This window comes from Pseudomonas sp. Root562 (genome assembly GCF_001427125.1).
Classification (GTDB): Bacteria; Pseudomonadota; Gammaproteobacteria; order Pseudomonadales; family Pseudomonadaceae; genus Aquipseudomonas.
This window is the reverse complement of the sequence record NZ_LMGK01000024.1, coordinates 296,998-320,895: the sequence shown is the minus strand read 5'-3', so window position 1 is coordinate 320,895 and position 23,898 is coordinate 296,998. Positions and strand designations below refer to the sequence as shown.

Below are 23,898 nucleotides of genomic sequence, written 5' to 3'. Positions count from 1 at the left end.
ATGTCTGATGAGCAAAACGCGGTCACCCTGACGGTTGACGGCCTGGATTACTTCGGCTGGAAATCGGTGGAGATCACTGCCGGCCTTGAGGATCAGGCCCGATCGTTCAATGTGTCATTGACCTGGAAGTGGGCGGAGGAAGCCCAGAACATTCCGATCAGGCAGGGCGACAAATGCCAGGTTCGAATCGGCCGCGACCTGGTGCTGACGGCTTGGGTGTTCGCCACGCCGGTAAGCTACGACGACAAGCAAATCACCAAATCCATCAGCGGCCGGTCGTTGACGGCGGACCTGGTGGATTGCGCGGCGACCAATAAGCCCGGGCAGTGGAACAATCAGTCGGTGTTGTCGATCGTCAAGGCATTGGCCTCGCCCTACAGCGTCCCGGTCATCAGCGAAATTCCCGAAGGCGGCAAGCTTTCCGATCACACAATTGAACCGGGCGAGACGGTTTTTTCCTCAACGGATCGTTTGCTGACCTTGTTCCGGGTGTTCTCGACCGACGACGCGCGCGGCGCTGCAGTGCTTGCAAGCCCTGGCAGTGCAGGTCGCACCTTCGATGCGATCGAGGTAGGCAAGAACGTCAAGGCCGGGGACGCGCCGCTCGATTTCTCCGGCGTGTTTTCTGAATACCGGGTGCTGGGCCAGAAGAGCGGTACCGACGAAGAGTATGGAGCCGATGCAGCCGAGGTGTCTGCCACGCTGGCGGATGACCGCGTGGGTCGCAAGCGCGTATTGATCATTCAGGAATCCGGCCAGGTGACCAATGAACTGGCGCAGGCGCGCGCTAACTGGGAGCGCAGTAGCCGTATGGGCAAGGCCTTGTCAGTTACCTACACCGTGCAGGGCTGGCGTCAGTCCAACGGCCAGCTCTGGCGGCACAACATGATTGCCCGGGTGATCGATCCCATCATCGGCATGGATCGGGACATGTTGATCTCGCGTATCACCTACAGCCTGAGCGACCAGGGAATGATCACCAAGCTGGAAGTGGGGCCGCCGGAAAGCTTCGAGCCTGAGCCGAAAGACTCGCATAGCAAACGAAAGGTGAAGAAGGGCGGCAAGGGCGACAACTTCGAATACCTCATTCCTGCCGACTACGAGCCAAAAAAATGAACCTTAAAAGTATCTTGGTACGCGGCACGGTGGTCCTGGCCGATGCCGCCAGAAAGCTTCAGAGCCTACAGCTGCGCCTCACGGCTAACGAACTAAAGGACGGCGCCGAACATTTCGAGCCCTACGGCTTCACCAGTAACCCATTGCCCGGTGCTGAAGTGCTGACGGCGTTTCTCGGTGGCGATCGTTCCCACGCCGTGGTGCTGGTGGCGACCGATCGGCGTTATCGCATTCAGGCACTGAAGCCCGGTGAAGTCGCCATCTACACCGACGAAGGCGATCGGGTGCACTTCAAGCGCGGGCGGGTCATCGACATTGAAACCCAGACCCTGAACATCAAGGCCACCACGGCGGTGAATATCGATACGCCGGTGATCACCCAGACCGGACGAATCGTTTCAACTGGTGATCAGGTGGCCGGCGGAATCAGCCAGATAGAACACGTCCATGGCGACGTTCAGGTTGGCAGCGGACAGAGCGGCGTGCCGGTAGCGGGGGGCTGATCATGGTCATGACTTCCGAACTAGAAGCGAAATTTACTCGGGCAGTGACAATCAGTCTTTACACCTGGCGGCGAGCCGAAACGGATGACCCCATCGACGATGAAGAGCGATATGGCTGGTGGGGTGACAGTTATCCGCCGATCGCCGATGACCGCATTGGCTCGCGCCTGTGGCTGCTGCGCCGGGTGAGGCTCACGTCGGATACCCAACGCGATGCTGAGTTTTATGCTCGCGAGGCGCTCCAGTGGCTGCTTGATGACGGTGAAGTGATCGCCATCGATATTGCCAGCGAGAAGGTGGACATCAATCGTCTGAACCTGATTCCAACACTGACCATCGCCAGTGGCGCGAAGCTCGAAATTAAACCACCCACGTCATGGCAGGTGATCTATGCCGTTTGAAACACCTTCATTGCCTGTCCTGATTGGCCGCACTCAAGCCGATTTGGCCGGTGATTCGCTGCGGCGCTCCGATGCGCAAGTGCTCGCCAGAACCTTGGGCGGTGTGGCCTATGGTTTGTATGGTTACCTCGACTGGATTGTCGAGCAGATCCTGCCCGATCGAGCGGATGAAGAAACGCTAGAGCGGGTTGCTCTGCTGCGTCTGAATCAGCCACGCAATCCTGCACAGCCAGCCGAAGGTTCGGTCAGCTTTACCGCCGGCGCGGGCGTGGCGCTCGATGCCGATGTGGTTTTGCAGGCTGGGGATGGTCGCACCTACAAGGTGGCAGTAGGCGTCACGACTGTGGCAGGCCTTAATACGGCGTCGATTGAAGCGGTGGATGCCGGCACCCTTGGCAATGCTGACTCAGGGCTGACCTTAACGTTAGTCCAGCCGGTAGAGGGCATCGTCAACGCGTTTACCGTTGTGGCACCGGGCCTGGCCGGAGGCATCGCTGCGGAGAGTGTTGAGTCATTGCGCGCGCGGGTAGTGCGCTCGTACCGGGTGATCCCACACGGGGGCTCTGCTAACGACTATGAAACCTGGGCGCTCGAATATCCCGGTATCACCCGGGCCTGGTGTCGGGATAGTTACATGGGGCCGGGCACCGTCGGATTATTCGTGATGCGAGACGGCGATGAAGAGCCGGTACCGAACCCGACTCAATTGGCGGAAGTGAAGGCCTACATCGAGCCCTTGCGCCCGGTGACTGCCGAGCTGTTCGTGTTGGCGCCGGTCAGGATGCCCGTGCTGTACAGCATCCACGCGGTGCCGGACACCAGCGCGGTACGTGCCGCGATATCGGCGCAGCTGGTCGACCTGCACGCACGCGAGGCGGGCCTTGGGGAGACCCTGTTACTGACTCACATCGCCGAGGCAATCAGTGGTTCGTCAGGTGAAAACGACCACCAACTGATTTTGCCCGCTGCGGATGTCGTGCCTGCCACCAACCAACTGCTGACGTTTGGGGGCATCACATGGGTGTGACCAGAACTGCCGAGGAATATCGGCGTCAGCTTCAGGGGCTACTGCCTGCCGGCCCTGCGTGGGATCCGGAATTGGTACCGGAGATTGCCCTGGTACTGGACGGGGTGGCGGTTGAGTTCTCCCGCCTAGATGCGCGCGCCGTGGATCTGCTGAACGAGATGGATCCGGCAGGCGTCAACGAATTGGTGCCCGACTGGGAGTCGATCATGGGCCTGCCGGATTCCTGTCTGGGGCCAAACCCGGCATTTGAAGATCGGCGGCTTGCCGTTCGCCGAAGGCTGGTAGAGGTGGGCGGGCAGAGCCGGGCCTACTTCCTCGATATAGCCGTCAGCCAGGGCTACCCGAACGCCACCATTACCGAACACAGAGCGCCCCGAATGGGGCGTTCTCGTTTCGGGTCCGCGCACTTCGGTACTTGGCGTGCGCAGTTTATGTGGACGCTGAACACCGGCGGCCGGCATCGGCAGGGCCGGCGCTTCGGCGTCAGTTACTGGGGCGAGCGTTTCGGTTCCAACCCAGGCAACGCGCTCGAATGCCTCATCCGTCGGCCGGCGCCGGCGCACACCGTTGTGCACATCAATTATGACTGAGGGGTAAGAACGTGGATTTTCCGATTAGTGTGCCAAGCATCGGGCTGGTAAATGGCAAATTTGCAGATGAAGACCCGTTGGGTGGGACGCCGGGATCCTTGATCCCTGCGCAGTGGGGGAACGCGGTCACGGAGGAGCTGCTGGCGGTTATCCAAGCGGCAGGGTTGGCTCCTGATGAAGAAGACAATGACCAACTGTTACAGGCCATCAACCAACTCTTGGCCGGTGCGACTCCCGAGGCTACCGCCACAGTCCTGGGCCTGGTTAAACAAGCGACCCAGGCTGAGGCGGAAGATGGTACCGACACAAAAAAATCCATGTCACCGGTGCGGGTGCATCAGGCGATTGCGAAAAAAACCGCCGCCGTGGTTATTTCTACTATCGCCTCTAAGGTTCTGGTCGCTAATGATCTTGGGTTGGTGTTGGCCGATGCCACTGCCAGCGTCATGAACATCACCCTGCCGGCTGCGAATGCAGCGCTGGGCGTTCGTGATGTGATTATTCGCCGCGTCGATAACGGCGGGAATCGCTTAACTGTTACGGCGGCGGGCGGCGACAAGATCAAGTTTCACACGCACCTTGCGCCTGCCGGCTATCCCTTTTTTGTGCTGATGGGAGCTGGCGACTGGTGGCACCTGCGCAGCGACGGCGCCGGCAGTTGGTGGCCGGTGGGCCGTTATGACAATACGGCGCTGGGCCGGCAGGCCTTCGAAACCACAACGGCGTTTCCCCCTGGCGGATGGGGAGCGCATCACGGGCTGATCTATAACCGCGCCGAGTGGCCGTGGGTGTGGGATCACGCGCAGGCGTCGGGAATGTTGACCACTGAAGCGCTGCGCGCCGGAAAGGAGGGCATGTGGACCTCGGGTGACGGCGCTTCGACTTTCCGTAGCCCCGAAGGACGTGGCGAGTTCGTCCGGGCACTCGATGAAGCGCGCGGCGTAGATGTCGATCGCTTGCCTGGCAGTTCCAAGCTCAGCCAGAACAAGGCCCACGAGCACGGAGCCCGCAGCTTTCTCGGTCTCAACGGCACTTCCGGCAGTAACGGCTTGGTGGCTTATGCCAACACCGGCGTGGGTTCACAACTCCCTACAGGTGCTGTCAGCTTGGAGGGTGGTAGCGAAGGCTATCCGCGTCATATTGCCTACCCTGGCCGTATCAAACTGATTTGAGGTGTTTATGAATGCAATTTATTTGATGGGTCAGGCCGGCATTCTTTCCGGTCCGTTTACGCTGGCTGTGGTACCCGGCATTGGCTGCCAGATGCCCGACAACGCTGTCGAATTGCCGCAGGTGCTTGAACCCCCTGCCGTCAGTTTTGTGTGGGTGCTGCTGGAAGGCGTCCCGGTGTTGCTGGCCGACCATCGCGGCCCGGTGTACAGCACCGCCACGGGCGAAGCGGAGCAATTCGACGAACTGGGCGAACTGCCGGAAGGGCTGACGCTGGATCCACCACCTAGTCCTTTCCATGTGTGGGTATCGGGTGCTTGGGCGCTGGATAGCGCCGCACAAACGCAGGCCAAGGCGATCGAGGTATTGGCTGAGCGTGATAGCCGTTTGCGTACTGCCGCCATACGCATTGCGCCCTTACAAGATGCTCAGGAGCTGGGAGAAGCCACCGCTGAGGAAGCGGCCGCGCTATTGAAGTGGAAGCGCTACCGCATTGACTTAAACCGGATCGAGCAGCAAGTCGGATACCCACAGTCCGTTGCTTGGCCTTCGCCGCCCGGTCTTCCCGAAGCGTCATAAACGCCCCTTACCGCAGGGGCATTTTTTTGTCTGGAGAAAAGTAATGACCGCAACTGACAAAGATCGCGATGTTCTCGCTAGAACGCTTTGGGGTGAAGCTCGGGGCGAAAGCCTGGCGGGACAGATCGCGGTGGCCTGGACCATTCGCAATCGAGTGAACGACGGCAAGGCCAAGTCCTGGTGGGGGGAGGGCTATGCCTGTGTTTGCCAGAAACCGTACCAGTTCAGCTGCTGGAACAAGAGCGATCCGAACTACGCATACCTGTCGGGCGCGAAGTCGATTCCGGTCCGCGAGTTTGCCCAGGCGCAGTCCGCCGCTGACCAGGTAATGGCCGGCAAGGTACCGGACCCTACCGGCGGCGCCACGCACTACTACGCAACCAGCATGCCGAAGCCACCGACCTGGGTGAGAGGCGCCAAAGAGACACTACGGCTCGGTCATCACATCTTCTTCAAGGATGTGCCATGAACCCGGGAGCATTGAAACTTGCAGGTCTACTGGCGCTGGTTCTGATCTCCGCCGGCGGCATGTGGAAGGTGCAGGACTGGCGCTACGGTCAGCAGTTAGCTGAGCAGGCCAGCTCGCACGGCGCTGATCTCGTAGCCATCAGCAATGCAGCCGCCGCACAGGTGCGTGCCGATCAGGATAAGCGACTCGCGCTCGAACAGCGCCTGTCGTCCAGTGAGCAAACCCACTACAAGGAACTGAGCGATGCTCAAACCAATCAAGCTCGCTTGCGCGACCGCCTTGCCACTTCTGATCTGCGGCTGTCAGTCCTACTCGACCAACGTTCAACCGGTGGCTGTTCAATGCCTGCCACCTCCGGCCCCGGCGGCTTGGTTCATGGTCCCATACGAGCCGAACTTGACCCAGCGCATGCTCAACGAATTGTTGCCATCACAGATATCGGTGACGAAGGATTGATCGCATTGGCAGCTTGTCAGGCCTATCTGCGGGAGATTTCGCGCTGAATCGTGCAACAGTCTATGATTCGATAAGTTGTCCATTACTAAGAGTCATAGGTGAATAAATGGAAGTATACTTTGTTCAGGGGATTGTTTTGCCCGAAAGGGCGCCCATTACATACGAGTTCTCATTGAGGTTTCGGCATGTTGCATTGGATCAAAATTGTTCAGCAAAAGTTTCGATACTTCTCAATCAAGTAGCAATATGGATAGATGTTGAAAGCGGGGTCTCTGCTGCTGATCTTAAAAACCTATCTCATTATTTGATGTCAAACTTGCTTAATGTCTTTTCATTTTTGAATGGTTATACGTACGACTTTCAAGTTACACGAATAATAAATCGTGAATTGGGTATGGATGTAGTTGTGGGGATAGATCATCCGACAATTACAAGTAGAAGATCGGAAATTGATTACGATGTTGCTGTCAGGAAAGTACAAGTTCACCTTCTTGGGGAGCATGGATTATTTATACATAGATGCTTGGCTGATCTCTCTTCGGCTATGCGTTTTATTGATGACTCCGCTTTCTACTGTTATCGCGCAATAGAATCCCTTCGTAAGCACTGTGCTGCTGTTCATGAGCTTGATGTGGAGCCGAAATCCGTACAGTGGGAAAGGTTTCGTAAGGTGTCTGGTTTCTCCAAAGAAAAAATTGGATGGATAGCCGAAATGGCAAAAGAAACTAGACATGGAGGTCTGTCATTTATTAATGTTGAAGAGCAAGAAAAGTTATTGAGAGAAACGTGGGATATCGTTGAGTTCTACTTAGCTGTCTGAATTGTATTTTTGTGTGCTCGGGGTGGAGGGACTATGAGTATTCTTGAGCAAATAGATGATGCAAAATTTCTCGCGGAACATCGTCGATACGTTGGGGCATTAACTCTTGCGCTTTTGGCAGTGGCAGCTTCCGCAAAAAAAGTCTTCCCCCAAGGTACTTCTTCACGGATTAACCCAAAAAGCAAAATGGGGGATAGGGAGGCGTTTACCATGTTTCTCGGCTCTAGGTTAGCGACAATCCTTTTCGATGAATTTGGTGATCATCAGTTCGTTCGGTCCGGAATTGTTTTTCAGGGGATGCAAAAGGATAAAGAGCTTGACTTATGTGAGGTTCTTTATGTTTTTTATAGAAATGGTTTAGTCCATGAGGCAGAGTTTTCCTCTGGTGTAACGTTCGGGTCGATGCCAAAAGAGTTTATTGTTAGTTTTGGAGCTGAGCCGGATGCATGCATTGATCTTGATGGCACTTTGCGTTTAGGTTATGGGTGGATAGATGTACTCGTGATCGTTGTTGAAAATGCTGTTTGTAATGCTAAGGAATTTGGGGTCGAGCATTACGACCTAATTCCTGCAGATAATAACATTTCTGCTATTGAGCAAAATGAAAAGCTGGTACAAAAATATGACGCATCTTTAAAACGAGTGGAAGTTTTGAAGGAGATAGTAAGAATACTTTCATGTGAAGAAGTGTTAAAGGCGAATCGTGAACAACTGACCCATTTTCTTCGGGGGCTGCTAGCGACTAAAAAGATTGGTTACAGTTCAATCATTGGTCTAAGCTCGAGAGGGTTCACAAGCCACGATGGCGCACTCACCGAGGCCGGAGTCAATCTGCTTCATGAAATTGCTACTGTATTCAAGAGAGTTCGGGTCGCGTGAGTTCATTCAAAACCATCATGCCATTGCCATTCTGACGCTCACCGATATTGTGCCTAACTGGTTTGCGGACTGCGAGGACGCAAGAAGGGGTTCGAATCCCTATCCATGAATAGAGCGGATGGCTGTTCTCAAAAAAAACAATGGGGCAAAAATGGGGCAAATCGTACGCCAATCTATGCCATTTAATGCCAAATGAACAATAAATCCGAGTTGTCAAAAAAGCCCTACAGCCCTTTGTTTATTGGGCTGTAGGGCTTTTTCTCGCTAGTACTCCAACACAATCGGCGTGTGGGAGGACAGGTCGGAGAGTGCTTTATTCATTGGGGATCGGAAAACTCGTCGAAAGGTGTGGGGCAAAAGTGGGGCATTGGCCCGGCTTTTCCGCAATGGGCGCAAGATTAACATGGGCGGTCTGCCGGACGCAGGCACGAACGCCACGTGGTCTGTTTCTGTTGGTTTACGCGCTGTTTATGCGTCATTAATGCAATTCTGCATTTGCCTCTCGCGAAAAGAACAAGCACTATGCGCGTTATGCAAAAACGCAATGTTTCTACCGTATTAAGAGCGCTGCTCGATCAGCACGGGATCTCCCCCACGGAGCTTCACCGGCGTACCGGCGTGCCTCAATCGACACTTTCGCGGATTCTCAGCGGCAAGATCGTTGACCCGTCGGATAAACACATTTCGAAGATCGCCGAGTACTTCGCCGTCAGTACTGACCAATTGCGTGGCCGCGTCGAAGTCGCGCCGCTTGCCGCTGGTGGACGCGATGTACTGCATTCGGAACTCAAGGATATAAGCCTGTGGGACGACGATACCCCCGTCGATGATGACGAGGTGTCGGTGCCGTTTCTTCGCGAGGTTGAATTGGCTGCGGGATCAGGAAGATTCGTCATCGAAGAAAGCGAGCGCTCCAGCCTGCGCTTTGGCAAACGCAGCTTGCGCCATAACGGTGTGCAGTTCGACCAGGCCAAATGCGTGACCGTGCGTGGCAACAGCATGCTGCCAGTGCTGCGTGACGGTGCCACGGTCGGGGTCAATGCCGGCAAATGCGGAATTGGCGACATCATCGATGGCGACCTTTATGCAATCAACCATAACGGCCAGCTACGGGTAAAACAGCTTTATCGCCTGCCCACCGGGATTCGCCTGCGCAGCTTCAATCGCGATGAACACCCGGACGAGGACTACACCTTCCAGGAAATGCAGGAAGAGCAGATTGTCATTCTGGGTCATGTTTTCTGGTGGGGTATGTACGCCCGTTAGTCCGTTTGACAGTCCGATAAAACCGCTCATTTGAGCGGTTTTTTTGTCTGTTGAATGCATGGGGGTGATCGCGATTCATGCATTGATGCATTGACTGTCTATGCATAAGTGCATATTCTCCTTGCTCATTTGGTGGGCTGTCATCCAAGGAGGCGTGAAATGACCACGGAGCATTATGCGTTGTTGGACATGCCTCTCTGGCTATTCATCACCCTGCCTCTGGTTGGCGGAATCGTCGGCGAAATGTGGCGCGCTGATAAAGAAGGGGTTACTGGCAGACCTCTTCTCCGGCGTCTGATCATGCGGTCTGGCTCCAGCGTGGTCTGCGGTGCTTCGGCGATCATGCTGCTGCACGCTGCCAATGTTTCGATTTGGGCCGTATGCGCAGGAGGGTGCCTGACAGCGATGGCCGGGACGGACGTGGTTTTGGGGCTTTATGAACGCTGGGTGGCCAAAAGGCTGGGCGTGCGCGATGTCCTGCCCGATGAAGCTGAGGACTGATTAGCAGCTAAACCAGGCACCGGCATTCATCCCTTACACATTGATCGTCCCGATAACTTGCAAGTGCGATGCGCTGGTGTACGGTTAGTCTCATTCCGCCCGATCAGGAGATGACCGTGAAAGCAATCACCCAACTGGCCGATGACCTTGGCAGGCAGTTGCAGCTTCTAAATGCCCATGTGTCCACCGCCGAGTCATGTACCGGTGGCGGGATCGCCGAGGCGATCACCCGGATTCCCGGCAGTTCGGCATGGTTCGAGGCCGGTTATGTCACCTACTCCAATCTGCAGAAGAACCTGCAATTGAACGTCCCGGTGGAGTTGTTCACTTCGGTGGGGGCGGTCAGTCGCGAGGTGGTCGAGGCGATGGCCAAAGGTGCGCAGGAAAAAAGCCGTGCGTTTTTTTCCGTGGCGGTCAGCGGCATTGCCGGGCCTGATGGTGGTTCGAAAAGCAAGCCGGTGGGCACGGTATGGTTGGCCTGGGGCGTTGGCGAACGGGTATTCAGTGAAGTGCAGCACTTTGTCGGTGACCGTGACGAGGTCCGCCGACAAACGGTAAAGGCCGCACTAGAGGGGCTGCTGCGCTACACCAAGGCAGAAATCTCAAATCAGGGGTAGGCGATCCGGAATCGCTGTGGAATAATACTGGCTACTTATACAGGTGTTGGCCGTCAGGCCTTATTGATTACGTGAGGACTTTAATGGACGACAACAAGAAGAAAGCCTTGGCTGCGGCCCTGGGTCAGATCGAACGTCAATTCGGCAAGGGTGCCGTAATGCGTATGGGCGATCAGGACCGTCAGGCGATCCCGGCCATCTCTACTGGCTCTCTGGGTCTGGACATCGCTCTCGGCATCGGCGGTCTGCCAAAAGGCCGTATTGTTGAAATCTACGGTCCTGAATCTTCCGGTAAAACCACGCTGACCTTGTCCGTGATCGCCCAGGCTCAAAAAGCCGGCGCGACCTGCGCATTCGTCGACGCCGAACACGCCCTCGACCCTGAGTACGCCGGCAAGCTGGGCGTCAACGTCGATGATCTGCTGGTTTCCCAGCCAGACACCGGTGAGCAAGCCCTGGAAATCACCGACATGCTGGTGCGCTCCAACGCGGTTGACGTGATCATCGTTGACTCCGTGGCGGCACTGGTGCCGAAGGCTGAAATCGAAGGCGAAATGGGTGACATGCACGTGGGCCTGCAAGCCCGTCTGATGTCCCAGGCGCTGCGTAAAATCACCGGCAACATCAAGAACGCCAACTGCCTGGTGATCTTCATCAACCAGATCCGTATGAAAATCGGCGTGATGTTCGGCAGCCCGGAAACCACCACCGGTGGTAACGCACTGAAGTTCTACGCATCGGTACGTCTGGACATCCGTCGCACGGGTGCGGTGAAAGAAGGTGATGAAGTCGTCGGTAGTGAAACCCGCGTCAAGGTTGTGAAGAACAAAGTAGCTTCGCCGTTCCGTCAGGCCGAGTTCCAGATTCTTTACGGCAAGGGTATCTACCTCAACGGTGAGATGATCGACCTCGGCGTGCTGCACGGTTTCGTCGAGAAGTCCGGTGCCTGGTATGCCTATAACGGCACCAAGATCGGTCAGGGCAAAGCCAACTCGGCCAAGTACCTGGCGGATAACCCGGACGTCGCCGCAACGCTCGAGAAGCAACTGCGTGACAAGTTGCTGTCCCCGGCGTCGGTAGCGGACGCCAAGGCTTCTGCGGTCAAAGAGACCGAAGACGATCTGGCTGACGCTGATATCTGATTGATCCGATGACCGTCGTACTCGATACACTCGTCGCGGTGCGGCGAACCGCAATGGACCTGCTCGCACGACGCGAGCACGGTCGGGTTGAGCTGGCGCGTAAACTGCGTCAGCGCGGCGCCCTCCCTGAAATGATCGATACAGCGCTCGACCGGCTGACGGAAGAGGGTTTGTTATCCGAATCCCGTTACCTCGAGAGTTTTGTTTCCTACCGAGCCCGTTCCGGATATGGCCCTTTACGGATTCGTGAAGAATTGAGCCAGCGTGGTCTGCAACGCAGCGATATCGAACTGGCCTTGCGCGAGAGTGGCATCGACTGGCAGGAGCAACTGGCAGACACCTGGCGGCGCAAGTTCTCCGGCCAGTTACCGATCGACGCGCGGGAACGAGCCAAGCAGGGCAGGTTCCTGGCGTACAGGGGATTCTCCATGGAGATGATCAGCCGCTTGTTCAGCGGCCGAGGGATGGACGATTAACTGAAACGGCTCGCTATTTCGATAGCGGGCCGTTTTTTTTGCATTACGTGATCTTGGACGGCGTTCGTGTACGTTGTTGTGCCTGAGGTTGGGATTGTGCCCAGTTTTCCGGCAGGTTGATGTAGTCCACCAGCGCTCGCAACCGACCGTGATCACGTGCGTTGAAGGTGAAGGCCAGGCGCGCCAGGTGGCTGAACTGTACTTCGTCGTGTTCCTCGCCACTGTCCGCATGCTGATGGAAGTGATCGCTCAGGCACAGATCAGCGAATGCCTTCTGCATATGTTCGAGGGCGCGCTCACTGAGCGTATGGTTCATGCGGATCACGAACTGATGCTTGAGCCAGCGACTGGAGTGGAAGTTGCTGTAGAACTGGTTGATGTGCTCCACGGCTTCCTCGGCGGTGTAGACCAGTTTCACCAGATTCATGTCGGTCGGCAGGATGTAACGGTTTTCCTCCAGTTGTTGCTGGATGAACTCCAGCGCTGCATGCCAGAACTTGCCGCCCGGCGCGTCCAGCAGTACCACGGGGACCAGCGGGCTTTTGCCGGTCTGGATCAGCGTCAACACTTCCAGCGCTTCATCCAGCGTGCCAAAACCACCTGGGCACAGGACAAGAGCGTCGGCTTCCTTGACGAAGAACAACTTGCGCGTGAAGAAAAAGTGGAAGGGCAGCAGGTTGGTTGTGCCCTGAACAGTGGGGTTGGCATGCTGTTCGAAGGGCAGGGTGATGTTGAATCCCAGGCTGTGTGCGAGGCCGGCGCCTTCGTGAGCGGCGGCCATGATGCCTCCACCTGCGCCGGTGATCACCATCATGTCCGAGCGCGCCAGGGTGGCACCGAGTTCCCGGGCGAGACCATATAGCGGGTGTTCGATGGGCGTGCGGGCAGAACCGAAGACCGTGACCTTGCGCCGGCCCTTGAACTGTTCCAGCACGCGAAAGGCTTGTTCCAGTTCGCGCAAGGCTTGCAGTGTGATCTTGGCATTCCAGCGATTGTGGTCTTCCTGGGCCATGCGCAGCACGGTCAGGATCATGTCGCGGTAGATTGGGATGTTCGGGCTGTTGGGGGAAACAAGGCTGAGTTGCTCTTCGACCTTGCTGATGAGGTCGTGGCCGCTTTCTTCAAAATGACGGCTCAGGAGGTCATTCGGTTGGTAAGGCATTCAACTTCTCCTTCTGCACAGAGCCCACGGCGGCGACTACGCAATCGTCGATGCCACGACACTTCATGTGTCGCTGTCTGCCCCAGGCCCGTGCCTGGGCGATCCACTTGGCCCGAAAGTCACCGGGCCATCCAAACAGGCTCTGTTTGTCCCTTGGATGAAAGAAACGTTCGCACAACACAATACGTAACGGGCGGCCCCTTTTCCTGCCCTGACAAGTGAGTGTGGATAAGTAGAATCTAGACCTTCGCGGTGATTTTCGCTGCATTGATCATTGCGCCGCAAAGTCTTGCCTGGCAACCGCTTATTGAGGATTTGCAAGGTGGTTTCACCGCTCGTCAGAACGCAAGCCAAGTGTCATGCACTCTGATTTACTAAGTTACAGGTGTGATACGACAACTTTGCGTCAACGGCAGGGCGCACGGTACAAGCAGTTAAAGGATTTTTCGCTCAACGCGAGTGAGGTGCAAGGAGGCGGGAAACCATGGCCAGAGTCATTCTGGAGATCGATACGCAGCTGTATCGATTGTTGAAATCATCGGCCGAGACCAATCATTTGAGTCTCGAGGAGGAGTGCTGCCGGCGTCTTGTAGGCACGGAGCGTCGATCACGTTACTTGCAGGCACTGCTGGCAGAGTTGCGCGCCGAAGATGAACAGCGACGCGCAAAGTCTCATTGATTACTTCTTCTTCGGCACCGCTTTCGGGCAATCCGATTCCTGGTAGCTGGCAGAACCCACCGCGCGGTTGGTCTTCACTTCGGTGAAGTCGTAACGCATCACTGCACCCTTGGCCATCAATTTACGGTAGGACGGGTTGTTGCAGACGGAGGCGCCCAGCTGGAAGTACACGGCTTTGGGATCGGCGCGCATCTTGTTGGCGTGGCTGCTTTGCACGCTCAGGTGGTTGATCAGGACATTGCCTTCGACGGTGTAGCCCTGATCGAGAATGTCTTCATTGATCGCCCGAGGAGTGCCGACGCTGCTTTGTGCGGCGACGTTGCGCAGTTCTCTGTTCAGATTCTGCTCGCTCAGGGATGCAGCCTGAGCGTTGAAGGTCGAAGCCAGCAGAATGGCAGCGGTGGGAACGATAAGGCGCAGCATGAAACTCTCCTGGGGCAGTGATGGGTGGTTTGACCCGTCACGTGACTGTGCGTTCAGTGGCGGCGAATTATAGGGGAGGCGGCCTGGACGGTACAGGCTTGCTCCTGTCGGTCTGGTAAACTGCCGGTACTTTTTGCCTTGCCGAGTGTTTTTCGTGTCGACTCCTTTTTCCCGCTGGCGTTGCCTGCCATGAGCCATGCCCCCAATGCAGTAGCCCGCCTGCGCGATCAGCGCGAAGACGAAGGCATCAAGCCGCTTCAGGCCCGTGGCTGGCGCGCAACCCGTTGCCGTGCCTGCCGCGTGATCGAGAGTCACTGCCTGTGCGCCTGGCGCCCGCAGGTCGAGACCCGCTCCGGTGTGTGCCTGATCATGACCAGCAAGGAAGTGTTCAAACCGAGCAATACCGGTTGGCTGATTGCCGACGTAGTGCGCGATAACCACGCGTTCATCTGGTCGCGTACTGAAACCGACCCACAGATGCTGGCGTTGTTGTCCGACCCGCAATGGCAGCCTTATCTGGTGTTTCCAGGGGAATATGTCGCACCCGAGCGCGTCACCCACAGCGTGGCGGTGGATGGCAGCAAGCGGCCGTTGTTCATTCTGTTGGACGCGACCTGGACCGAAGCCCGGAAGATTTTCCGCAAGAGCCCGTATTTCGACTCGCTGCCGATCCTCAGCCTGTTGCCCGAAAAACTGTCCCGTTATCAATTGCGCCGATCCACCCGCAGCGAGCACCTGTGCACCGCGGAAGTCGCGGCGTTGTGTCTCGATCTGGCGGGTGACGAGCAGGCGGCATCGGCACTGGACGCTTATTTCGATGTGTTCAGCCAGCATTATCTCGATGCCAAGCGTCAGCTTGAAATGAACGTCGAAACGCCGGCACACGCCGAGTTGTTGCCGTTCGTGCAGAAAATCGCTGCGGGCGGGGATTGATTGTCGCTCATACTGCAAAAGACTGTAGTGGCCATGTAGCTTGACCACCCCGGTTTCGCTGGGCATGCTTGGCGCCGATCAGTGCGCGGCCGAAGTTTGATACGCCTATTCTGTGCCAACGAGAATAGTCATGTATCGGCGTTCAATGTGCCCCGGGTACCGCTCTCTGGCTGTACCTTGAGTTGCTGGAAAAACAGGATCATTTGAACAATGGCCACATACGAAATCCTGATTGCCGATGACCACCCACTTTTCCGTTCCGCCTTGCATCAAGCGTTGAGCCTTGGGCTTGGTCCCGATGTGCGTCTGGTGGAAGTGGCGAGCATTGCCGAACTGGAAACCCGCCTGACCGAAAAAGCCGATTGGGATCTGGTCCTGCTGGACCTCAATATGCCTGGGGCGTACGGTTTTTCAGGCTTGGTGCTGTTACGTGGCCAATACCCGCAGATTCCAGTGGTGATGGTTTCCGCTCAGGAAGAGGCGACAATCATGGTCAAGTCTCGTGAGTTCGGCGCCAGCGGGTTCATTCCCAAATCCAGTGACCTGAGCGTGATCCAGAAAGCCGTGCGTGCGGTGCTCGATGGCGATGTATTCTGGCCGCCGCAGGCATTCGAAGCCGTCAGCGTATCCGATGAGGCCAAGGCTGCCAGCGAAGGGCTTGCCAGCCTGACGCCGCAGCAGTTCCGGGTATTGACGATGGTTTGCGAAGGTTTGCTGAACAAACAGATCGCCTATGAACTGAGCGTTTCCGAGGCGACGATCAAGGCGCACGTGACGGCTATTTTCCGTAAGTTGAATGTGCGGACCCGGACTCAGGCAGCGTTGCTTCTGCAACAACTTGAGTCAATTTCGAGCCACTGAGGGTTGGCTTCTTCACGCTTTTTTGACTTTGGTTAATCTAGCTTTCCCACTCCTTTTTGGTCAGTTGCCTACTCTATGTCACCTTTCAAAGGCCAGACCGGCCTTAAACGTATTCTCAACGCCTCCGGCTATTCGCTGGACGGCCTGCGCGCAGCCTTCACCGGGGAAGCTGCGTTTCGGCAGTTGGTATTGCTCAATGTGATCCTGATCCCGCTGTCGTTCTTCCTGAACGTCAGCCGGGTCGAGCAAGCCTTGCTGATTGCCGTCTGTTTACTGGCACTGATCGTCGAGTTGCTCAACTCGGCGGTGGAAGCGGCCATCGACCGTATTTCCCTGGAGTTGCACCCGCTGTCGAAAAACGCCAAGGACATGGGCAGCGCCGCGCAATTGGTGGCGCTGACCATGATTGCGCTGGTGTGGGCCGTGATTCTGCTTTAAGCGATCGTGGGCAGTACGATCTCGTCGCTGCGCTGAACCCCTGCGGTGAAAGCGCGGCACAGATCGAGGAATTCGCGCATCGCCGATGTCTGGTATTTCTGTTTGTGCCAGATGAAGTAGAACTGTCGCGCCAGGTCCAGATCCGGTGTTTCCACCGCTACCAGGCTGCCGCGACGGAATGCGTCCCGTAGCGCCAATCGCGATATGCACCCAATCCCCAGGCCGGACTCCACTGCGCGCTTGATCGCTTCCGTATGCTCGAGCTCCAGGCGGATATTCAACGCGCTGCGGTGATGGCGCATGGCCTGATCAAATGTCAGGCGCGTGCCTGAACCTTGCTCACGCAGAATCCAGGCTTCGTGGCTCAGTTCATCCATGCTTGCCGTGCCGCGTTTGGCCAAAGGATGTTGCGGCGCGCAGAACACCACCAATTCATCTTCGACCCAGCTCTGCACTTCGATGTCCGGGTGGCTGCAATCGCCTTCAATCAGACCCAGGTCAATTTCATAGTGGGCTACTTGTTGCACGATATTGGCAGTGTTCTGCACGTGCAGCTTCACCTGGCTTTCCGGGTGGCGCTGCATGAAGCTGCCAATCAGCAGGGTAGCCAGGTAGTTGCCGATGGTCAGGGTTGCGCCTACCGCCAATGAGCCGAAACCGGACTTGCCGTTGAGCAGGTCTTCGATTTCCTTGGCCTGATCAAGCAGCGCTACCGCTTGCGGCAACAGCTGCTTGCCAAGGGCGTTGAGGCTCAGGCGTTTGCCGGCACGGTCGAACAACTGGCAGCTGCACTGACGTTCCAGTTCGGTGATTGAGGTGCTTGCCGCCGACTGCGAGAGGTTGAGCAGGCCCGCAGCACGGGATACGCTTTCCTGCTGGGCGACAGCGACGAAGACTTGAAGTTGACGGAGAGTAAATCGCATATCGATATAACCGATAACCCTTATCTTAATAATCCAGTTAACAGATATTGTCGTCGCTATTAGAATGCGATGCAATTGCGCACCCCGGCTCTGTTCATGCAAGAGCGAGCGCAGACCAATCTCCAGGAGTCCCACGTACATGAGCAACATGAACCACGAGCGTGTCCTCAGTGTTCATCACTGGAACGACACTCTGTTCAGCTTCAAGTGCACCCGTGATCCGGGCCTGCGCTTCGAGAACGGTCAGTTCGTGATGATCGGCCTGCAACAGCCCAACGGCCGCCCGCTTATGCGCGCTTACTCGATCGCCAGCCCGAACTGGGAAGAGCATCTCGAGTTCTTCAGCATCAAGGTGCCAGATGGTCCGCTGACTTCCCAGTTGCAGCATTTGAAGGAAGGCGACGAGATCATCATCAGCAAGAAGCCTACCGGCACGCTGGTGCTGGATGACCTCAAGCCTGGCAAACATTTGTACTTGCTCAGCACCGGTACCGGTCTGGCGCCGTTCATGAGCGTCATCCAGGACCCGGAAACCTACGAGCGTTTCGAAAAAGTGATCCTGTGCCACGGCGTACGTTACGTCAACGAAGTCGCCTACCGCGAGTTCATCACCGAGCACCTGCCGCAGAACGAGTTCTTCGGCGATGCGCTGCGTGACAAGTTGATCTACTACCCGACCGTGACCCGCGAACCGTTCGAGAACGAAGGTCGCCTGACCGACCTGATGCGCAGCGGCAAGCTGTTCAGCGACATCGGTCTGCCGCCGATCAACCCGCAGGACGACCGCGCCATGCTGTGCGGTAGCCCGAGCATGCTCGACGAGACCAGCGAAGTGTTGAACAGCTTCGGCCTGAAAGTTTCGCCGCGGATGCGCGAGCCGGGTGATTACCTGATCGAGCGTGCATTCGTCGAGAAGTGACCGCAGGTCACGTGTAGGAGCCGGCTTGCTGGCGATAGCGCCTTTAAGATCGCCATCGCCAGCAAGCCGACTCCTACAATAGATTCGCAGCGCATCCAAAAAGCCCGCATGACCCCGGACGGTCATGCGGGCTTTTTCGTTTCCGGCGTTCAGGCTTTCGCGGGAATGACTTCGAGAACGCGGATCAGGTCAGGGGTCGGGTAATGCCAACGCACATCCACATCCCAGAACTGCGCGCCGTATTCCCGTTCCGGCGCAGGTGTCTGATAGGCCGGGCGTGGATCCTGCGCCAGGCATTGCTCGATCAGCTCGACCAAAGGCTCTGCAAGGCGCTGGGCGTGGCCATTAGCCTGGTGCAGCGCAGCATCCGTCCACTCTACGGCAATCAACTGCGGCGCGGCGCTGGCGATAGTGTTGGAGGCGGTGGCGATGATGTCGGCGTAGGGAACGTAGGGTTTGATGTCGAGAACCGGTGTGCCGTCGAGCAAGTCGATGCCGGAAATCCACAGACGATTGGCTTCAACCTTGTCCAACTTCACCACGGATTGACCAATGCCGTTGGGACGATGGGTTGCGCGTGTCGCAAACACGCCCATGGATTTGTTGCCGCCGAGGCGGGGAGGGCGAACTTTCAGGCGGGGCTTTTCTTCCAAGGCCTGGTGAAACAGGAACAGCAGCCAGACATGGCTGACGTGCTCCAGGCCCTGCACGGCATCACCCTGATCGAAAGGTGCGACCAGTTCCAACACGCCGCGCGCGGCCGGGGCCAGTTGCGGTTGACGCGGAATGGCGAACTTCTCCTTGAAGCAGGAGCGCACGAAGCCGATGGGGGAAACGCTGTAGGTCATGGTCTGGGGTCGAGGCGGGGTGAGGGTGGGCATGATAACCCGATCAACCATGATCATTCCCACGCTCTGCGTGGGAATGCCTCAATGGACGCTCTGCGTCAGCTCTTGGGACGCGCAGCGTCCCGGGCTGCATTCCCACGCGGAGCGTGGGAACGATCATCAGGAGAAGATCAGAGGCTGAACCCACCATCCAATGGGATGATATTCCCGGTCATGTAAGCCCCCGCCGTACTCGCCAGGCTGATCGCCAGCGCCGCCATCTCTTCCTCGCGCCCCCAACGCTTCATGGGGATCAGCGCCGTATCCTCGGCCAATGCCTGCTTATCATTGCCGATATGCTGGGTCATCTTGCTCGGGAACCGTCCCGGTGCGATCACGTTGACGTTGATGTGCTGGCTGACCAGCTCCCGGGCCAGGATCCGCGACAATTGGTGCAGTGCGGCTTTGCTGGGACCGTAGGCGTAGGCCTGTTCGCCGAAGGAGGAAATCCCCGCCACCGACCCGATGTTGATGATCCGCGCCGGGTTCGCTTCGGAACCTGCCTTGCGCAGCAGCGGCAGGAACTGCTGGATGCAGTTGAACACCGAAGTCACGTTGAGCTGCATGACCTTTTCCCAGCCCTTGATGGGATAGCTTTCCAGTGGCGCGCCCCACGTGGTGCCGGCATTGTTCACCAGAATGTCGAGATGGGTGATCTGCTCGCCCAGGCGTGTGGCCAGTTGTTGCACGCCTTCTTCCGTCGCCAGGTTGGCAGCTACGGCATGGCAGCGCCCAAGGGCACCGAGTTCGTCAGCGGTTTGCTGGCAAGCTTCGGCATCGCGGGCGCAGACATACACGGTCGCGCCAGCCTCGACATAGGCCTTGGCGATCATTTTGCCGATACCACGAGTGCCGCCGGTCACCAGAGCGGTGCGGCCTTGCAGGGAAAAGTAGGGGTGCATGGCGAATCCTGAGAACTTAAGGGTCTCTACACCCTAGTCGTCAGCCGCGAGAAGCGGAGCCACTATTTTTGCGAGGAATGAGCATCCATACAGGACTGCCCTTTCTTTTGCAGGCGCACATCTTGCTGGCGATAGCGTCCTCAAGATCACCATCGCCAGCAAGCTTTGCTCCTACAGGGACGCGGGCGGGCGATTACTGCGGACGCACGCGCAGGGTCAGGCCCTTGAGGAAGTTGCGCAGTAACTGGTCGCCGCACGGGCGGTAGTTGGTGTGGCCGAATTTGCGAAACAGCGCGCTCAGCTCAGGCTTGGACACCGGGAACTCGGCCGCCTTGAGGATCGCGTGCATGTCGTCTTCCTTGAGTTCGAAGGCCACGCGCAGTTTTTTCAGGATGATGTTGTTGGTCACCGGCACTTCGATCGGCTGCGGTGGACGGCTTTCGTCCTTGCCACGCTTATAGATCACCAGGCCGTCGAGGAAATGCGCCATGACTTCGTCCGGGCAGCGTACGAAACCTTCCTCGTCCTCCTCTTTCTTGTCGAGCCAGGTCACCAGGTCTTCGAGCTTCACATCCATGCCACCGAGCTTGATGATCTCGATGACTTTCTTGTCGCTGATGTCGAGCATGTAGCGCACGCTGCGCAGTACGTCGTTATGAATCATGTGGGCAGTCCCGATTTTCAACTGTGGGCGTCGCAACCAGGCGCGACGCCGAAATGTGTGACGGCGTGAAAAGCCTTAGAACTTCTCTTTGCCGGACAGGTAGCGCCATTGTCCCAACGGCACTTTACCGATGGATACGCCACCGATGCGGATCCGGCGGATACCCACGATCTTCAGGCCGACGGCCTGGCAGAACAGGGCGATAACACCCGGTTGCGGGTTTTTCATGGCAAAGCGCAGGCGGTTTTCGTTCTGCCAGCTGGCCTTGACCGGCGGCAATTCCTTGCCCTTGTAGGTCAGGCCGTGTTGCAAGCGATTGAGACCGTGCTCGACCATGTCGCCTTCGACTTCGACCACGTATTCCTGCTCGATCTTGTTGGAGTCGGCGGTGAGTTTGCGCAGGATCTTCCAGTCCTGGGTGAACACCAGCAAGCCGCTGGCGTTAGCCTGCAGGTCAGTGCTGGCGGTCAGGCGCTGGAAGTGGCCCTTGAGCGGACGTTTGCCGTAACGGTGTTCTTCGCTCAGCGTCTCGGCGCTGATGGTCGCCATGGCGGTGTCCGCGTCCATGCCGGCGGGCACGTTGAACAGGATGGTTACCGGTTCCGGGGCAGTGGCCTTGGCTTCTGGATCCAGCTCGACTTTTTGTGCGCCGACTTTGAACTGCGGCTCGTCGATGACTTCGCCGTCGACGGTGACCCAGCCGCCTTCGATGAACAGCTCAGCCTCCCGACGGGAGCAGCCGACGAGTTCGATGAGGCGTTTGGAGAGACGAATCGGGTCAGTCATGACAGGGCCGTAACAAAAAAGGGGTGGGCATTGTACCTGCCTGGCGCCGGTTAAGCCCGGTTCCATTTGAGGTCGGTCGCAATTCCTGTGGGCGCTGGCTTGCCAGCGATTGCATCACCTCGGTGTATCTGGATTGACCGCAGCGTCCGCATCGCTGGCAAGCCCCACAGGGTTAATCTGGTGTGTCAGCCATGTTGTGAGCGTTGCTGGACCTGGCGCATGCGCATATGCAACAACGGATAGGGCTGTCCCATGCCATCGACTTCCGAGCGGCCGATCACCTCAAACCCTTGCTTGAAGTAAAACCCCAGGGCTTGCGGGTTCTGTTCGTTCACGTCCAGTTGATCGGCGTTGAGGTTTTCCAGGGCATAACGCAGCAATTTCTTGCCCAGGCCCTGACCGCGGTGTTGCGGGTCAATAAAGAGCATTTCGACCTTGCCCGCCGCGACCCCGGCGAACCCGGTAATGCGCTGGTTGGCGTCCTTGGTGCAGATCAGCATGACGGCATCGAGGTAGCGGGTCAGCACCAGATTCTTCAACAGATTGATGTAACTGTCTGGCAGAAAGTCATGGGTGGCGCGGACCGAGTCCTCCCAGACCCGGGTCAGTTCTTCATAGTCACTCTGTTTCGGTGTGTGGATGACCGAATGTTGGCGCATGCCCGCCTGCTCCTTCTTTTAGCTACCGACTGTAAAAAGTGAGATTCCGTTCTTCACCAAACGATAGCCGTAAAAAAGCCCCGCATCTCGTCAAGAGAGCGGGGCTTTGCATAATTTTTGCGTTTAGATCTGTTCAGCCCACAGATCGTATTCGTCGGCGTCGGTCACCTTGCACCAGACTTTATCGCCCGGCTTCAGGTTGCTGCCATTGTCGATGAATACGTTTCCGTCGATTTCCGGAGCATCGAAGAAGCAACGACCGACCGCGCCTTGCTCGTCGACTTCATCGACCAGCACTTCGATTTCACGGCCGATGCGCATTTGCAGGCGGGCCGAGCTGATCGCCTGCTGGTGCGCCATGAAGCGCTCCCAACGATCCTGCTTGACGTCATCTGGAACCACTTCCAGGTCCAGGTCGTTGGCCGGCGCGCCGTCGACCGGCGAGTACTGGAAGCAACCGACGCGATCGAGCTGGGCTTCGGTCAGCCAGTTCAGCAGGTATTGGAAGTCTTCTTCAGTCTCGCCCGGGAAACCGACGATGAAGGTCGAGCGGATGATCAAATCCGGGCAGATTTCGCGCCAGTTCTTGATCCGCGCCAGGGTCTTGTCTTCGAACGCCGGGCGTTTCATCGCCTTCAACACTTTCGGGCTGGCGTGTTGGAACGGGATGTCCAGGTACGGCAGGATCTTGCCGGCGGCCATCAGCGGGATCAGTTCGTCAACGTGCGGGTACGGATAAACGTAGTGCAGGCGAACCCAGACGCCGAGGGTGCTCAGGGCTTCGCAGAGTTCGGTCATGCGGGTTTTCACCGGCGCGCCGTTCCAGAAACCGGTGCGGTATTTCACGTCGACGCCATAGGCGCTGGTGTCTTGCGAGATCACCAACAGCTCTTTGACGCCCGACTTGACCAGGCGCTGGGCCTCGTCAAGGACATCACCGACCGGACGGCTGACCAATTTGCCGCGCATCGACGGGATGATGCAGAAGCTGCAGCTGTGGTTGCAGCCTTCGGAGATCTTCAGGTAGGCGTAGTGGCGTGGGGTCAGTTTGATCCCTTGCGGCGGCACCAGGTCGATCAGCGGGTTGTGATCCTGACGCGGCGGCACGACTTCGTGCACGGCGTTGACCACTTGCTCGTACTGCTGCGGACCGGTCACGGCCAGCACGCTCGGGTGCACGTCGCGGATGTTGCCTTCTTCGACGCCCATGCAGCCGGTGACGATGACCTTGCCGTTTTCCTTGATCGCTTCGCCGATCACTTCCAGAGACTCTGCCTTGGCCGAATCAATGAAGCCGCAGGTGTTGACCACCACGACATCGGCGTCCTGATAGGTGGACACGACGTCATAGCCTTCCATGCGCAGCTGGGTAAGGATGCGCTCGGAGTCGACCAGTGCTTTGGGGCAACCCAGGGATACGAAGCCAACCTTTGGATTGGCCGGCGCAGGAGTGGTGGACATGTCTAACCTCGGTGTTTTGTGACGCCGCTTGCCGGGCTGGGCAAAACCGACGGACGGGCGCTTGAACTGCGCCTCTGATCAAAAAGTGCGCAATTCTAGCGGTGAGACGTTCACTTGACCAGCTTTATGGAGGGAAATGCGACGAGTGCTGCGCTATGCTTCGCGCGGTTGGACTTTACAGATTTTCTA

Annotated in this window: 30 protein-coding genes; 21 read left to right on the top strand and 9 right to left on the bottom strand. The window is 57.4% G+C overall.

The genetic code is table 11. The features are described 5' to 3' along the window. From ASD60_RS23045 to recX, 16 genes are all read left to right on the top strand, one after another. On the top strand, positions 1 to 1,116 hold the full coding sequence (locus ASD60_RS23045; RefSeq protein WP_056856182.1) for a phage baseplate assembly protein: 1,116 nt from the start codon (positions 1 to 3) through the stop codon (positions 1,114 to 1,116). Further along, positions 1,113 to 1,619, top strand: coding sequence for a phage baseplate assembly protein V (locus tag ASD60_RS23040; RefSeq protein WP_056856181.1), 507 nt, complete (start codon positions 1,113 to 1,115; stop codon positions 1,617 to 1,619). The genes ASD60_RS23045 and ASD60_RS23040 overlap by 4 nt, the downstream gene beginning before the upstream one ends. Positions 1,620 to 1,621: 2 nt before the next feature. After that, positions 1,622 to 2,020: a phage GP46 family protein gene (locus ASD60_RS23035; protein WP_056856180.1), complete on the top strand. Its 399-nt coding sequence runs from the start codon at positions 1,622 to 1,624 to the stop codon at positions 2,018 to 2,020. After that, positions 2,010 to 3,047, top strand: a complete 1,038-nt coding sequence (locus ASD60_RS23030; protein WP_056856179.1) for a baseplate J/gp47 family protein — start codon at positions 2,010 to 2,012, stop codon at positions 3,045 to 3,047. The genes ASD60_RS23035 and ASD60_RS23030 overlap by 11 nt, the downstream gene beginning before the upstream one ends. Further along, positions 3,038 to 3,637, top strand: a complete 600-nt coding sequence (locus tag ASD60_RS23025; protein ID WP_056856178.1) for a YmfQ family protein — start codon at positions 3,038 to 3,040, stop codon at positions 3,635 to 3,637. Before ASD60_RS23030 ends, ASD60_RS23025 begins: the two co-directional genes overlap by 10 nt. 11 nt (positions 3,638 to 3,648) lie before the next feature. Then, entirely contained in the window at positions 3,649 to 4,809 is a 1,161-nt protein-coding gene (locus tag ASD60_RS23020; RefSeq protein ID WP_056856177.1) for a hypothetical protein, read from the top strand. Positions 4,810 to 4,816: 7 nt separating this feature from the next. Continuing rightward, positions 4,817 to 5,386, top strand: coding sequence for a tail fiber assembly protein (locus ASD60_RS23015; protein ID WP_056856176.1), 570 nt, complete (start codon positions 4,817 to 4,819; stop codon positions 5,384 to 5,386). 43 nt (positions 5,387 to 5,429) lie between these two features. After that, positions 5,430 to 5,855: a cell wall hydrolase gene (locus tag ASD60_RS23010; RefSeq protein WP_056856175.1), complete on the top strand. Its 426-nt coding sequence runs from the start codon at positions 5,430 to 5,432 to the stop codon at positions 5,853 to 5,855. Continuing rightward, on the top strand, positions 5,852 to 6,358 hold the full coding sequence (locus ASD60_RS23005) for a lysis system i-spanin subunit Rz (protein ID WP_056856174.1): 507 nt from the start codon (positions 5,852 to 5,854) through the stop codon (positions 6,356 to 6,358). Before ASD60_RS23010 ends, ASD60_RS23005 begins: the two co-directional genes overlap by 4 nt. A gap of 59 nt (positions 6,359 to 6,417) precedes the next feature. Continuing rightward, a complete protein-coding gene (locus tag ASD60_RS28985) occupies positions 6,418 to 7,131 on the top strand; it encodes a hypothetical protein (protein WP_156386293.1) in 714 nt (237 codons plus the stop codon). A 33-nt stretch (positions 7,132 to 7,164) separates the two neighbouring features. After that, entirely contained in the window at positions 7,165 to 8,010 is an 846-nt protein-coding gene (locus ASD60_RS22995) for a hypothetical protein (protein ID WP_056856172.1), read from the top strand. Between the two features lie 531 nt (positions 8,011 to 8,541). Continuing rightward, entirely contained in the window at positions 8,542 to 9,276 is a 735-nt protein-coding gene (locus tag ASD60_RS22990) for a LexA family transcriptional regulator (protein ID WP_056856311.1), read from the top strand. Positions 9,277 to 9,435: 159 nt separating this feature from the next. Beyond that, positions 9,436 to 9,777, top strand: a complete 342-nt coding sequence (locus tag ASD60_RS22985; RefSeq protein ID WP_056856171.1) for a phage holin family protein — start codon at positions 9,436 to 9,438, stop codon at positions 9,775 to 9,777. A 116-nt stretch (positions 9,778 to 9,893) separates the two neighbouring features. Beyond that, positions 9,894 to 10,394 (top strand): CinA family protein, encoded by a 501-nt coding sequence (locus ASD60_RS22980; protein ID WP_056856310.1) that lies wholly within the window; start codon positions 9,894 to 9,896, stop codon positions 10,392 to 10,394. Between the two features lie 83 nt (positions 10,395 to 10,477). Then, positions 10,478 to 11,536: a recombinase RecA gene (gene recA, locus ASD60_RS22975; RefSeq protein WP_056856170.1), complete on the top strand. Its 1,059-nt coding sequence runs from the start codon at positions 10,478 to 10,480 to the stop codon at positions 11,534 to 11,536. Between the two features lie 8 nt (positions 11,537 to 11,544). Next, on the top strand, positions 11,545 to 12,012 hold the full coding sequence (recX, locus tag ASD60_RS22970) for a recombination regulator RecX (RefSeq protein ID WP_056856169.1): 468 nt from the start codon (positions 11,545 to 11,547) through the stop codon (positions 12,010 to 12,012). A gap of 43 nt (positions 12,013 to 12,055) precedes the next feature. Here the strand turns inward: recX and ASD60_RS22965 are convergent, their stop codons facing one another. Then, positions 12,056 to 13,174, bottom strand: a complete 1,119-nt coding sequence (locus tag ASD60_RS22965; protein WP_056856168.1) for a TIGR00730 family Rossman fold protein — start codon at positions 13,172 to 13,174, stop codon at positions 12,056 to 12,058. Between the two features lie 484 nt (positions 13,175 to 13,658). On the opposite strand from ASD60_RS22965, the gene ASD60_RS22960 reads away from it, so the two are divergent. Then, complete coding sequence (locus tag ASD60_RS22960; RefSeq protein WP_056856167.1) at positions 13,659 to 13,853, top strand: hypothetical protein; 195 nt, start codon at positions 13,659 to 13,661, stop codon at positions 13,851 to 13,853. Here ASD60_RS22960 and ASD60_RS22955 read toward each other — a convergent pair whose 3' ends face one another. Further along, entirely contained in the window at positions 13,854 to 14,276 is a 423-nt protein-coding gene (locus ASD60_RS22955; protein ID WP_056856166.1) for a PA3611 family quorum-sensing-regulated virulence factor, read from the bottom strand. Between the two features lie 189 nt (positions 14,277 to 14,465). Here ASD60_RS22955 and ASD60_RS22950 point away from each other — a divergent pair, with 189 nt between their 5' ends. The 3 genes from ASD60_RS22950 to ASD60_RS22940 all read left to right on the top strand — a co-directional run bounded on the left by ASD60_RS22950 (position 14,466) and on the right by ASD60_RS22940 (position 16,508). Further along, positions 14,466 to 15,209, top strand: coding sequence for a tRNA-uridine aminocarboxypropyltransferase (locus tag ASD60_RS22950; protein ID WP_056856165.1), 744 nt, complete (start codon positions 14,466 to 14,468; stop codon positions 15,207 to 15,209). Positions 15,210 to 15,419: 210 nt separating this feature from the next. Continuing rightward, on the top strand, positions 15,420 to 16,070 hold the full coding sequence (gene erdR, locus ASD60_RS22945; protein ID WP_056856164.1) for a response regulator transcription factor ErdR: 651 nt from the start codon (positions 15,420 to 15,422) through the stop codon (positions 16,068 to 16,070). 75 nt (positions 16,071 to 16,145) lie between these two features. Next, complete coding sequence (locus tag ASD60_RS22940) at positions 16,146 to 16,508, top strand: diacylglycerol kinase (protein ID WP_008060649.1); 363 nt, start codon at positions 16,146 to 16,148, stop codon at positions 16,506 to 16,508. Here the strand turns inward: ASD60_RS22940 and ASD60_RS22935 are convergent. After that, positions 16,505 to 17,431 carry a LysR family transcriptional regulator gene (locus ASD60_RS22935; protein WP_056856163.1) on the bottom strand — a complete coding sequence of 309 codons (927 nt, stop codon included), beginning with the start codon at positions 17,429 to 17,431 and terminating at the stop codon, positions 16,505 to 16,507. The genes ASD60_RS22940 and ASD60_RS22935 overlap by 4 nt on opposite strands. A 139-nt stretch (positions 17,432 to 17,570) precedes the next feature. Between ASD60_RS22935 and fpr the strand changes: the two genes are divergently transcribed. Further along, positions 17,571 to 18,350 (top strand): ferredoxin-NADP reductase, encoded by a 780-nt coding sequence (gene fpr / locus ASD60_RS22930; protein WP_008054100.1) that lies wholly within the window; start codon positions 17,571 to 17,573, stop codon positions 18,348 to 18,350. A gap of 149 nt (positions 18,351 to 18,499) precedes the next feature. Here the strand turns inward: fpr and tsaA are convergent, their stop codons facing one another. The 6 genes from tsaA to rimO all read right to left on the bottom strand — a co-directional run bounded on the left by tsaA (position 18,500) and on the right by rimO (position 23,709). Continuing rightward, positions 18,500 to 19,198, bottom strand: coding sequence for a tRNA (N6-threonylcarbamoyladenosine(37)-N6)-methyltransferase TrmO (gene tsaA, locus ASD60_RS22925; RefSeq protein WP_056856309.1), 699 nt, complete (start codon positions 19,196 to 19,198; stop codon positions 18,500 to 18,502). 170 nt (positions 19,199 to 19,368) lie between these two features. Continuing rightward, positions 19,369 to 20,139 carry an SDR family oxidoreductase gene (locus ASD60_RS22920; protein WP_056856162.1) on the bottom strand — a complete coding sequence of 257 codons (771 nt, stop codon included), beginning with the start codon at positions 20,137 to 20,139 and terminating at the stop codon, positions 19,369 to 19,371. A gap of 193 nt (positions 20,140 to 20,332) precedes the next feature. Beyond that, complete coding sequence (locus ASD60_RS22915; protein WP_056856161.1) at positions 20,333 to 20,803, bottom strand: DUF1456 family protein; 471 nt, start codon at positions 20,801 to 20,803, stop codon at positions 20,333 to 20,335. A gap of 75 nt (positions 20,804 to 20,878) precedes the next feature. Then, on the bottom strand, positions 20,879 to 21,589 hold the full coding sequence (locus ASD60_RS22910) for an rRNA pseudouridine synthase (RefSeq protein ID WP_056856160.1): 711 nt from the start codon (positions 21,587 to 21,589) through the stop codon (positions 20,879 to 20,881). Between the two features lie 185 nt (positions 21,590 to 21,774). Beyond that, complete coding sequence (locus ASD60_RS22905) at positions 21,775 to 22,248, bottom strand: GNAT family N-acetyltransferase (protein ID WP_056856159.1); 474 nt, start codon at positions 22,246 to 22,248, stop codon at positions 21,775 to 21,777. Between the two features lie 123 nt (positions 22,249 to 22,371). Continuing rightward, complete coding sequence (rimO, locus tag ASD60_RS22900) at positions 22,372 to 23,709, bottom strand: 30S ribosomal protein S12 methylthiotransferase RimO (protein WP_003222282.1); 1,338 nt, start codon at positions 23,707 to 23,709, stop codon at positions 22,372 to 22,374. Between the last annotated feature and the right edge of the window lie 189 nt (positions 23,710 to 23,898).

Bases quoted from the DNA above. Each gene is read 5' to 3' on its own strand.
- ASD60_RS22915 (WP_056856161.1), bottom strand. From the start codon at position 20,803: ATGATTCATAACGACGTACTGCGCAGCGTGCGCTACATGCTCGACATC.
- ASD60_RS22935 (WP_056856163.1), bottom strand. From the start codon at position 17,431: ATGCGATTTACTCTCCGTCAACTTCAAGTCTTCGTCGCTGTCGCCCAG.
- ASD60_RS22955 (WP_056856166.1), bottom strand. From the start codon at position 14,276: ATGCTGCGCCTTATCGTTCCCACCGCTGCCATTCTGCTGGCTTCGACC.
- ASD60_RS28985 (WP_156386293.1), top strand. From the start codon at position 6,418: ATGGAAGTATACTTTGTTCAGGGGATTGTTTTGCCCGAAAGGGCGCCC.
- ASD60_RS23005 (WP_056856174.1), top strand. From the start codon at position 5,852: ATGAACCCGGGAGCATTGAAACTTGCAGGTCTACTGGCGCTGGTTCTG.
- ASD60_RS22985 (WP_056856171.1), top strand. From the start codon at position 9,436: ATGACCACGGAGCATTATGCGTTGTTGGACATGCCTCTCTGGCTATTC.
- ASD60_RS23040 (WP_056856181.1), top strand. From the start codon at position 1,113: ATGAACCTTAAAAGTATCTTGGTACGCGGCACGGTGGTCCTGGCCGAT.
- fpr (WP_008054100.1), top strand. From the start codon at position 17,571: ATGAGCAACATGAACCACGAGCGTGTCCTCAGTGTTCATCACTGGAAC.
- tsaA (WP_056856309.1), bottom strand. From the start codon at position 19,198: ATGACCTACAGCGTTTCCCCCATCGGCTTCGTGCGCTCCTGCTTCAAG.
- recX (WP_056856169.1), top strand. From the start codon at position 11,545: ATGACCGTCGTACTCGATACACTCGTCGCGGTGCGGCGAACCGCAATG.
- ASD60_RS23030 (WP_056856179.1), top strand. From the start codon at position 2,010: ATGCCGTTTGAAACACCTTCATTGCCTGTCCTGATTGGCCGCACTCAA.
- ASD60_RS23015 (WP_056856176.1), top strand. From the start codon at position 4,817: ATGAATGCAATTTATTTGATGGGTCAGGCCGGCATTCTTTCCGGTCCG.
- ASD60_RS22965 (WP_056856168.1), bottom strand. From the start codon at position 13,174: ATGCCTTACCAACCGAATGACCTCCTGAGCCGTCATTTTGAAGAAAGC.
- ASD60_RS22950 (WP_056856165.1), top strand. From the start codon at position 14,466: ATGAGCCATGCCCCCAATGCAGTAGCCCGCCTGCGCGATCAGCGCGAA.
- ASD60_RS22990 (WP_056856311.1), top strand. From the start codon at position 8,542: ATGCAAAAACGCAATGTTTCTACCGTATTAAGAGCGCTGCTCGATCAG.
- ASD60_RS22940 (WP_008060649.1), top strand. From the start codon at position 16,146: ATGTCACCTTTCAAAGGCCAGACCGGCCTTAAACGTATTCTCAACGCC.
- ASD60_RS23010 (WP_056856175.1), top strand. From the start codon at position 5,430: ATGACCGCAACTGACAAAGATCGCGATGTTCTCGCTAGAACGCTTTGG.
- ASD60_RS22910 (WP_056856160.1), bottom strand. From the start codon at position 21,589: ATGACTGACCCGATTCGTCTCTCCAAACGCCTCATCGAACTCGTCGGC.
- ASD60_RS23035 (WP_056856180.1), top strand. From the start codon at position 1,622: ATGGTCATGACTTCCGAACTAGAAGCGAAATTTACTCGGGCAGTGACA.
- erdR (WP_056856164.1), top strand. From the start codon at position 15,420: ATGGCCACATACGAAATCCTGATTGCCGATGACCACCCACTTTTCCGT.
- ASD60_RS23045 (WP_056856182.1), top strand. From the start codon at position 1: ATGTCTGATGAGCAAAACGCGGTCACCCTGACGGTTGACGGCCTGGAT.
- ASD60_RS22995 (WP_056856172.1), top strand. From the start codon at position 7,165: ATGAGTATTCTTGAGCAAATAGATGATGCAAAATTTCTCGCGGAACAT.
- ASD60_RS23025 (WP_056856178.1), top strand. From the start codon at position 3,038: ATGGGTGTGACCAGAACTGCCGAGGAATATCGGCGTCAGCTTCAGGGG.
- ASD60_RS22960 (WP_056856167.1), top strand. From the start codon at position 13,659: ATGGCCAGAGTCATTCTGGAGATCGATACGCAGCTGTATCGATTGTTG.
- recA (WP_056856170.1), top strand. From the start codon at position 10,478: ATGGACGACAACAAGAAGAAAGCCTTGGCTGCGGCCCTGGGTCAGATC.
- ASD60_RS22905 (WP_056856159.1), bottom strand. From the start codon at position 22,248: ATGCGCCAACATTCGGTCATCCACACACCGAAACAGAGTGACTATGAA.
- ASD60_RS22920 (WP_056856162.1), bottom strand. From the start codon at position 20,139: ATGCACCCCTACTTTTCCCTGCAAGGCCGCACCGCTCTGGTGACCGGC.
- rimO (WP_003222282.1), bottom strand. From the start codon at position 23,709: ATGTCCACCACTCCTGCGCCGGCCAATCCAAAGGTTGGCTTCGTATCC.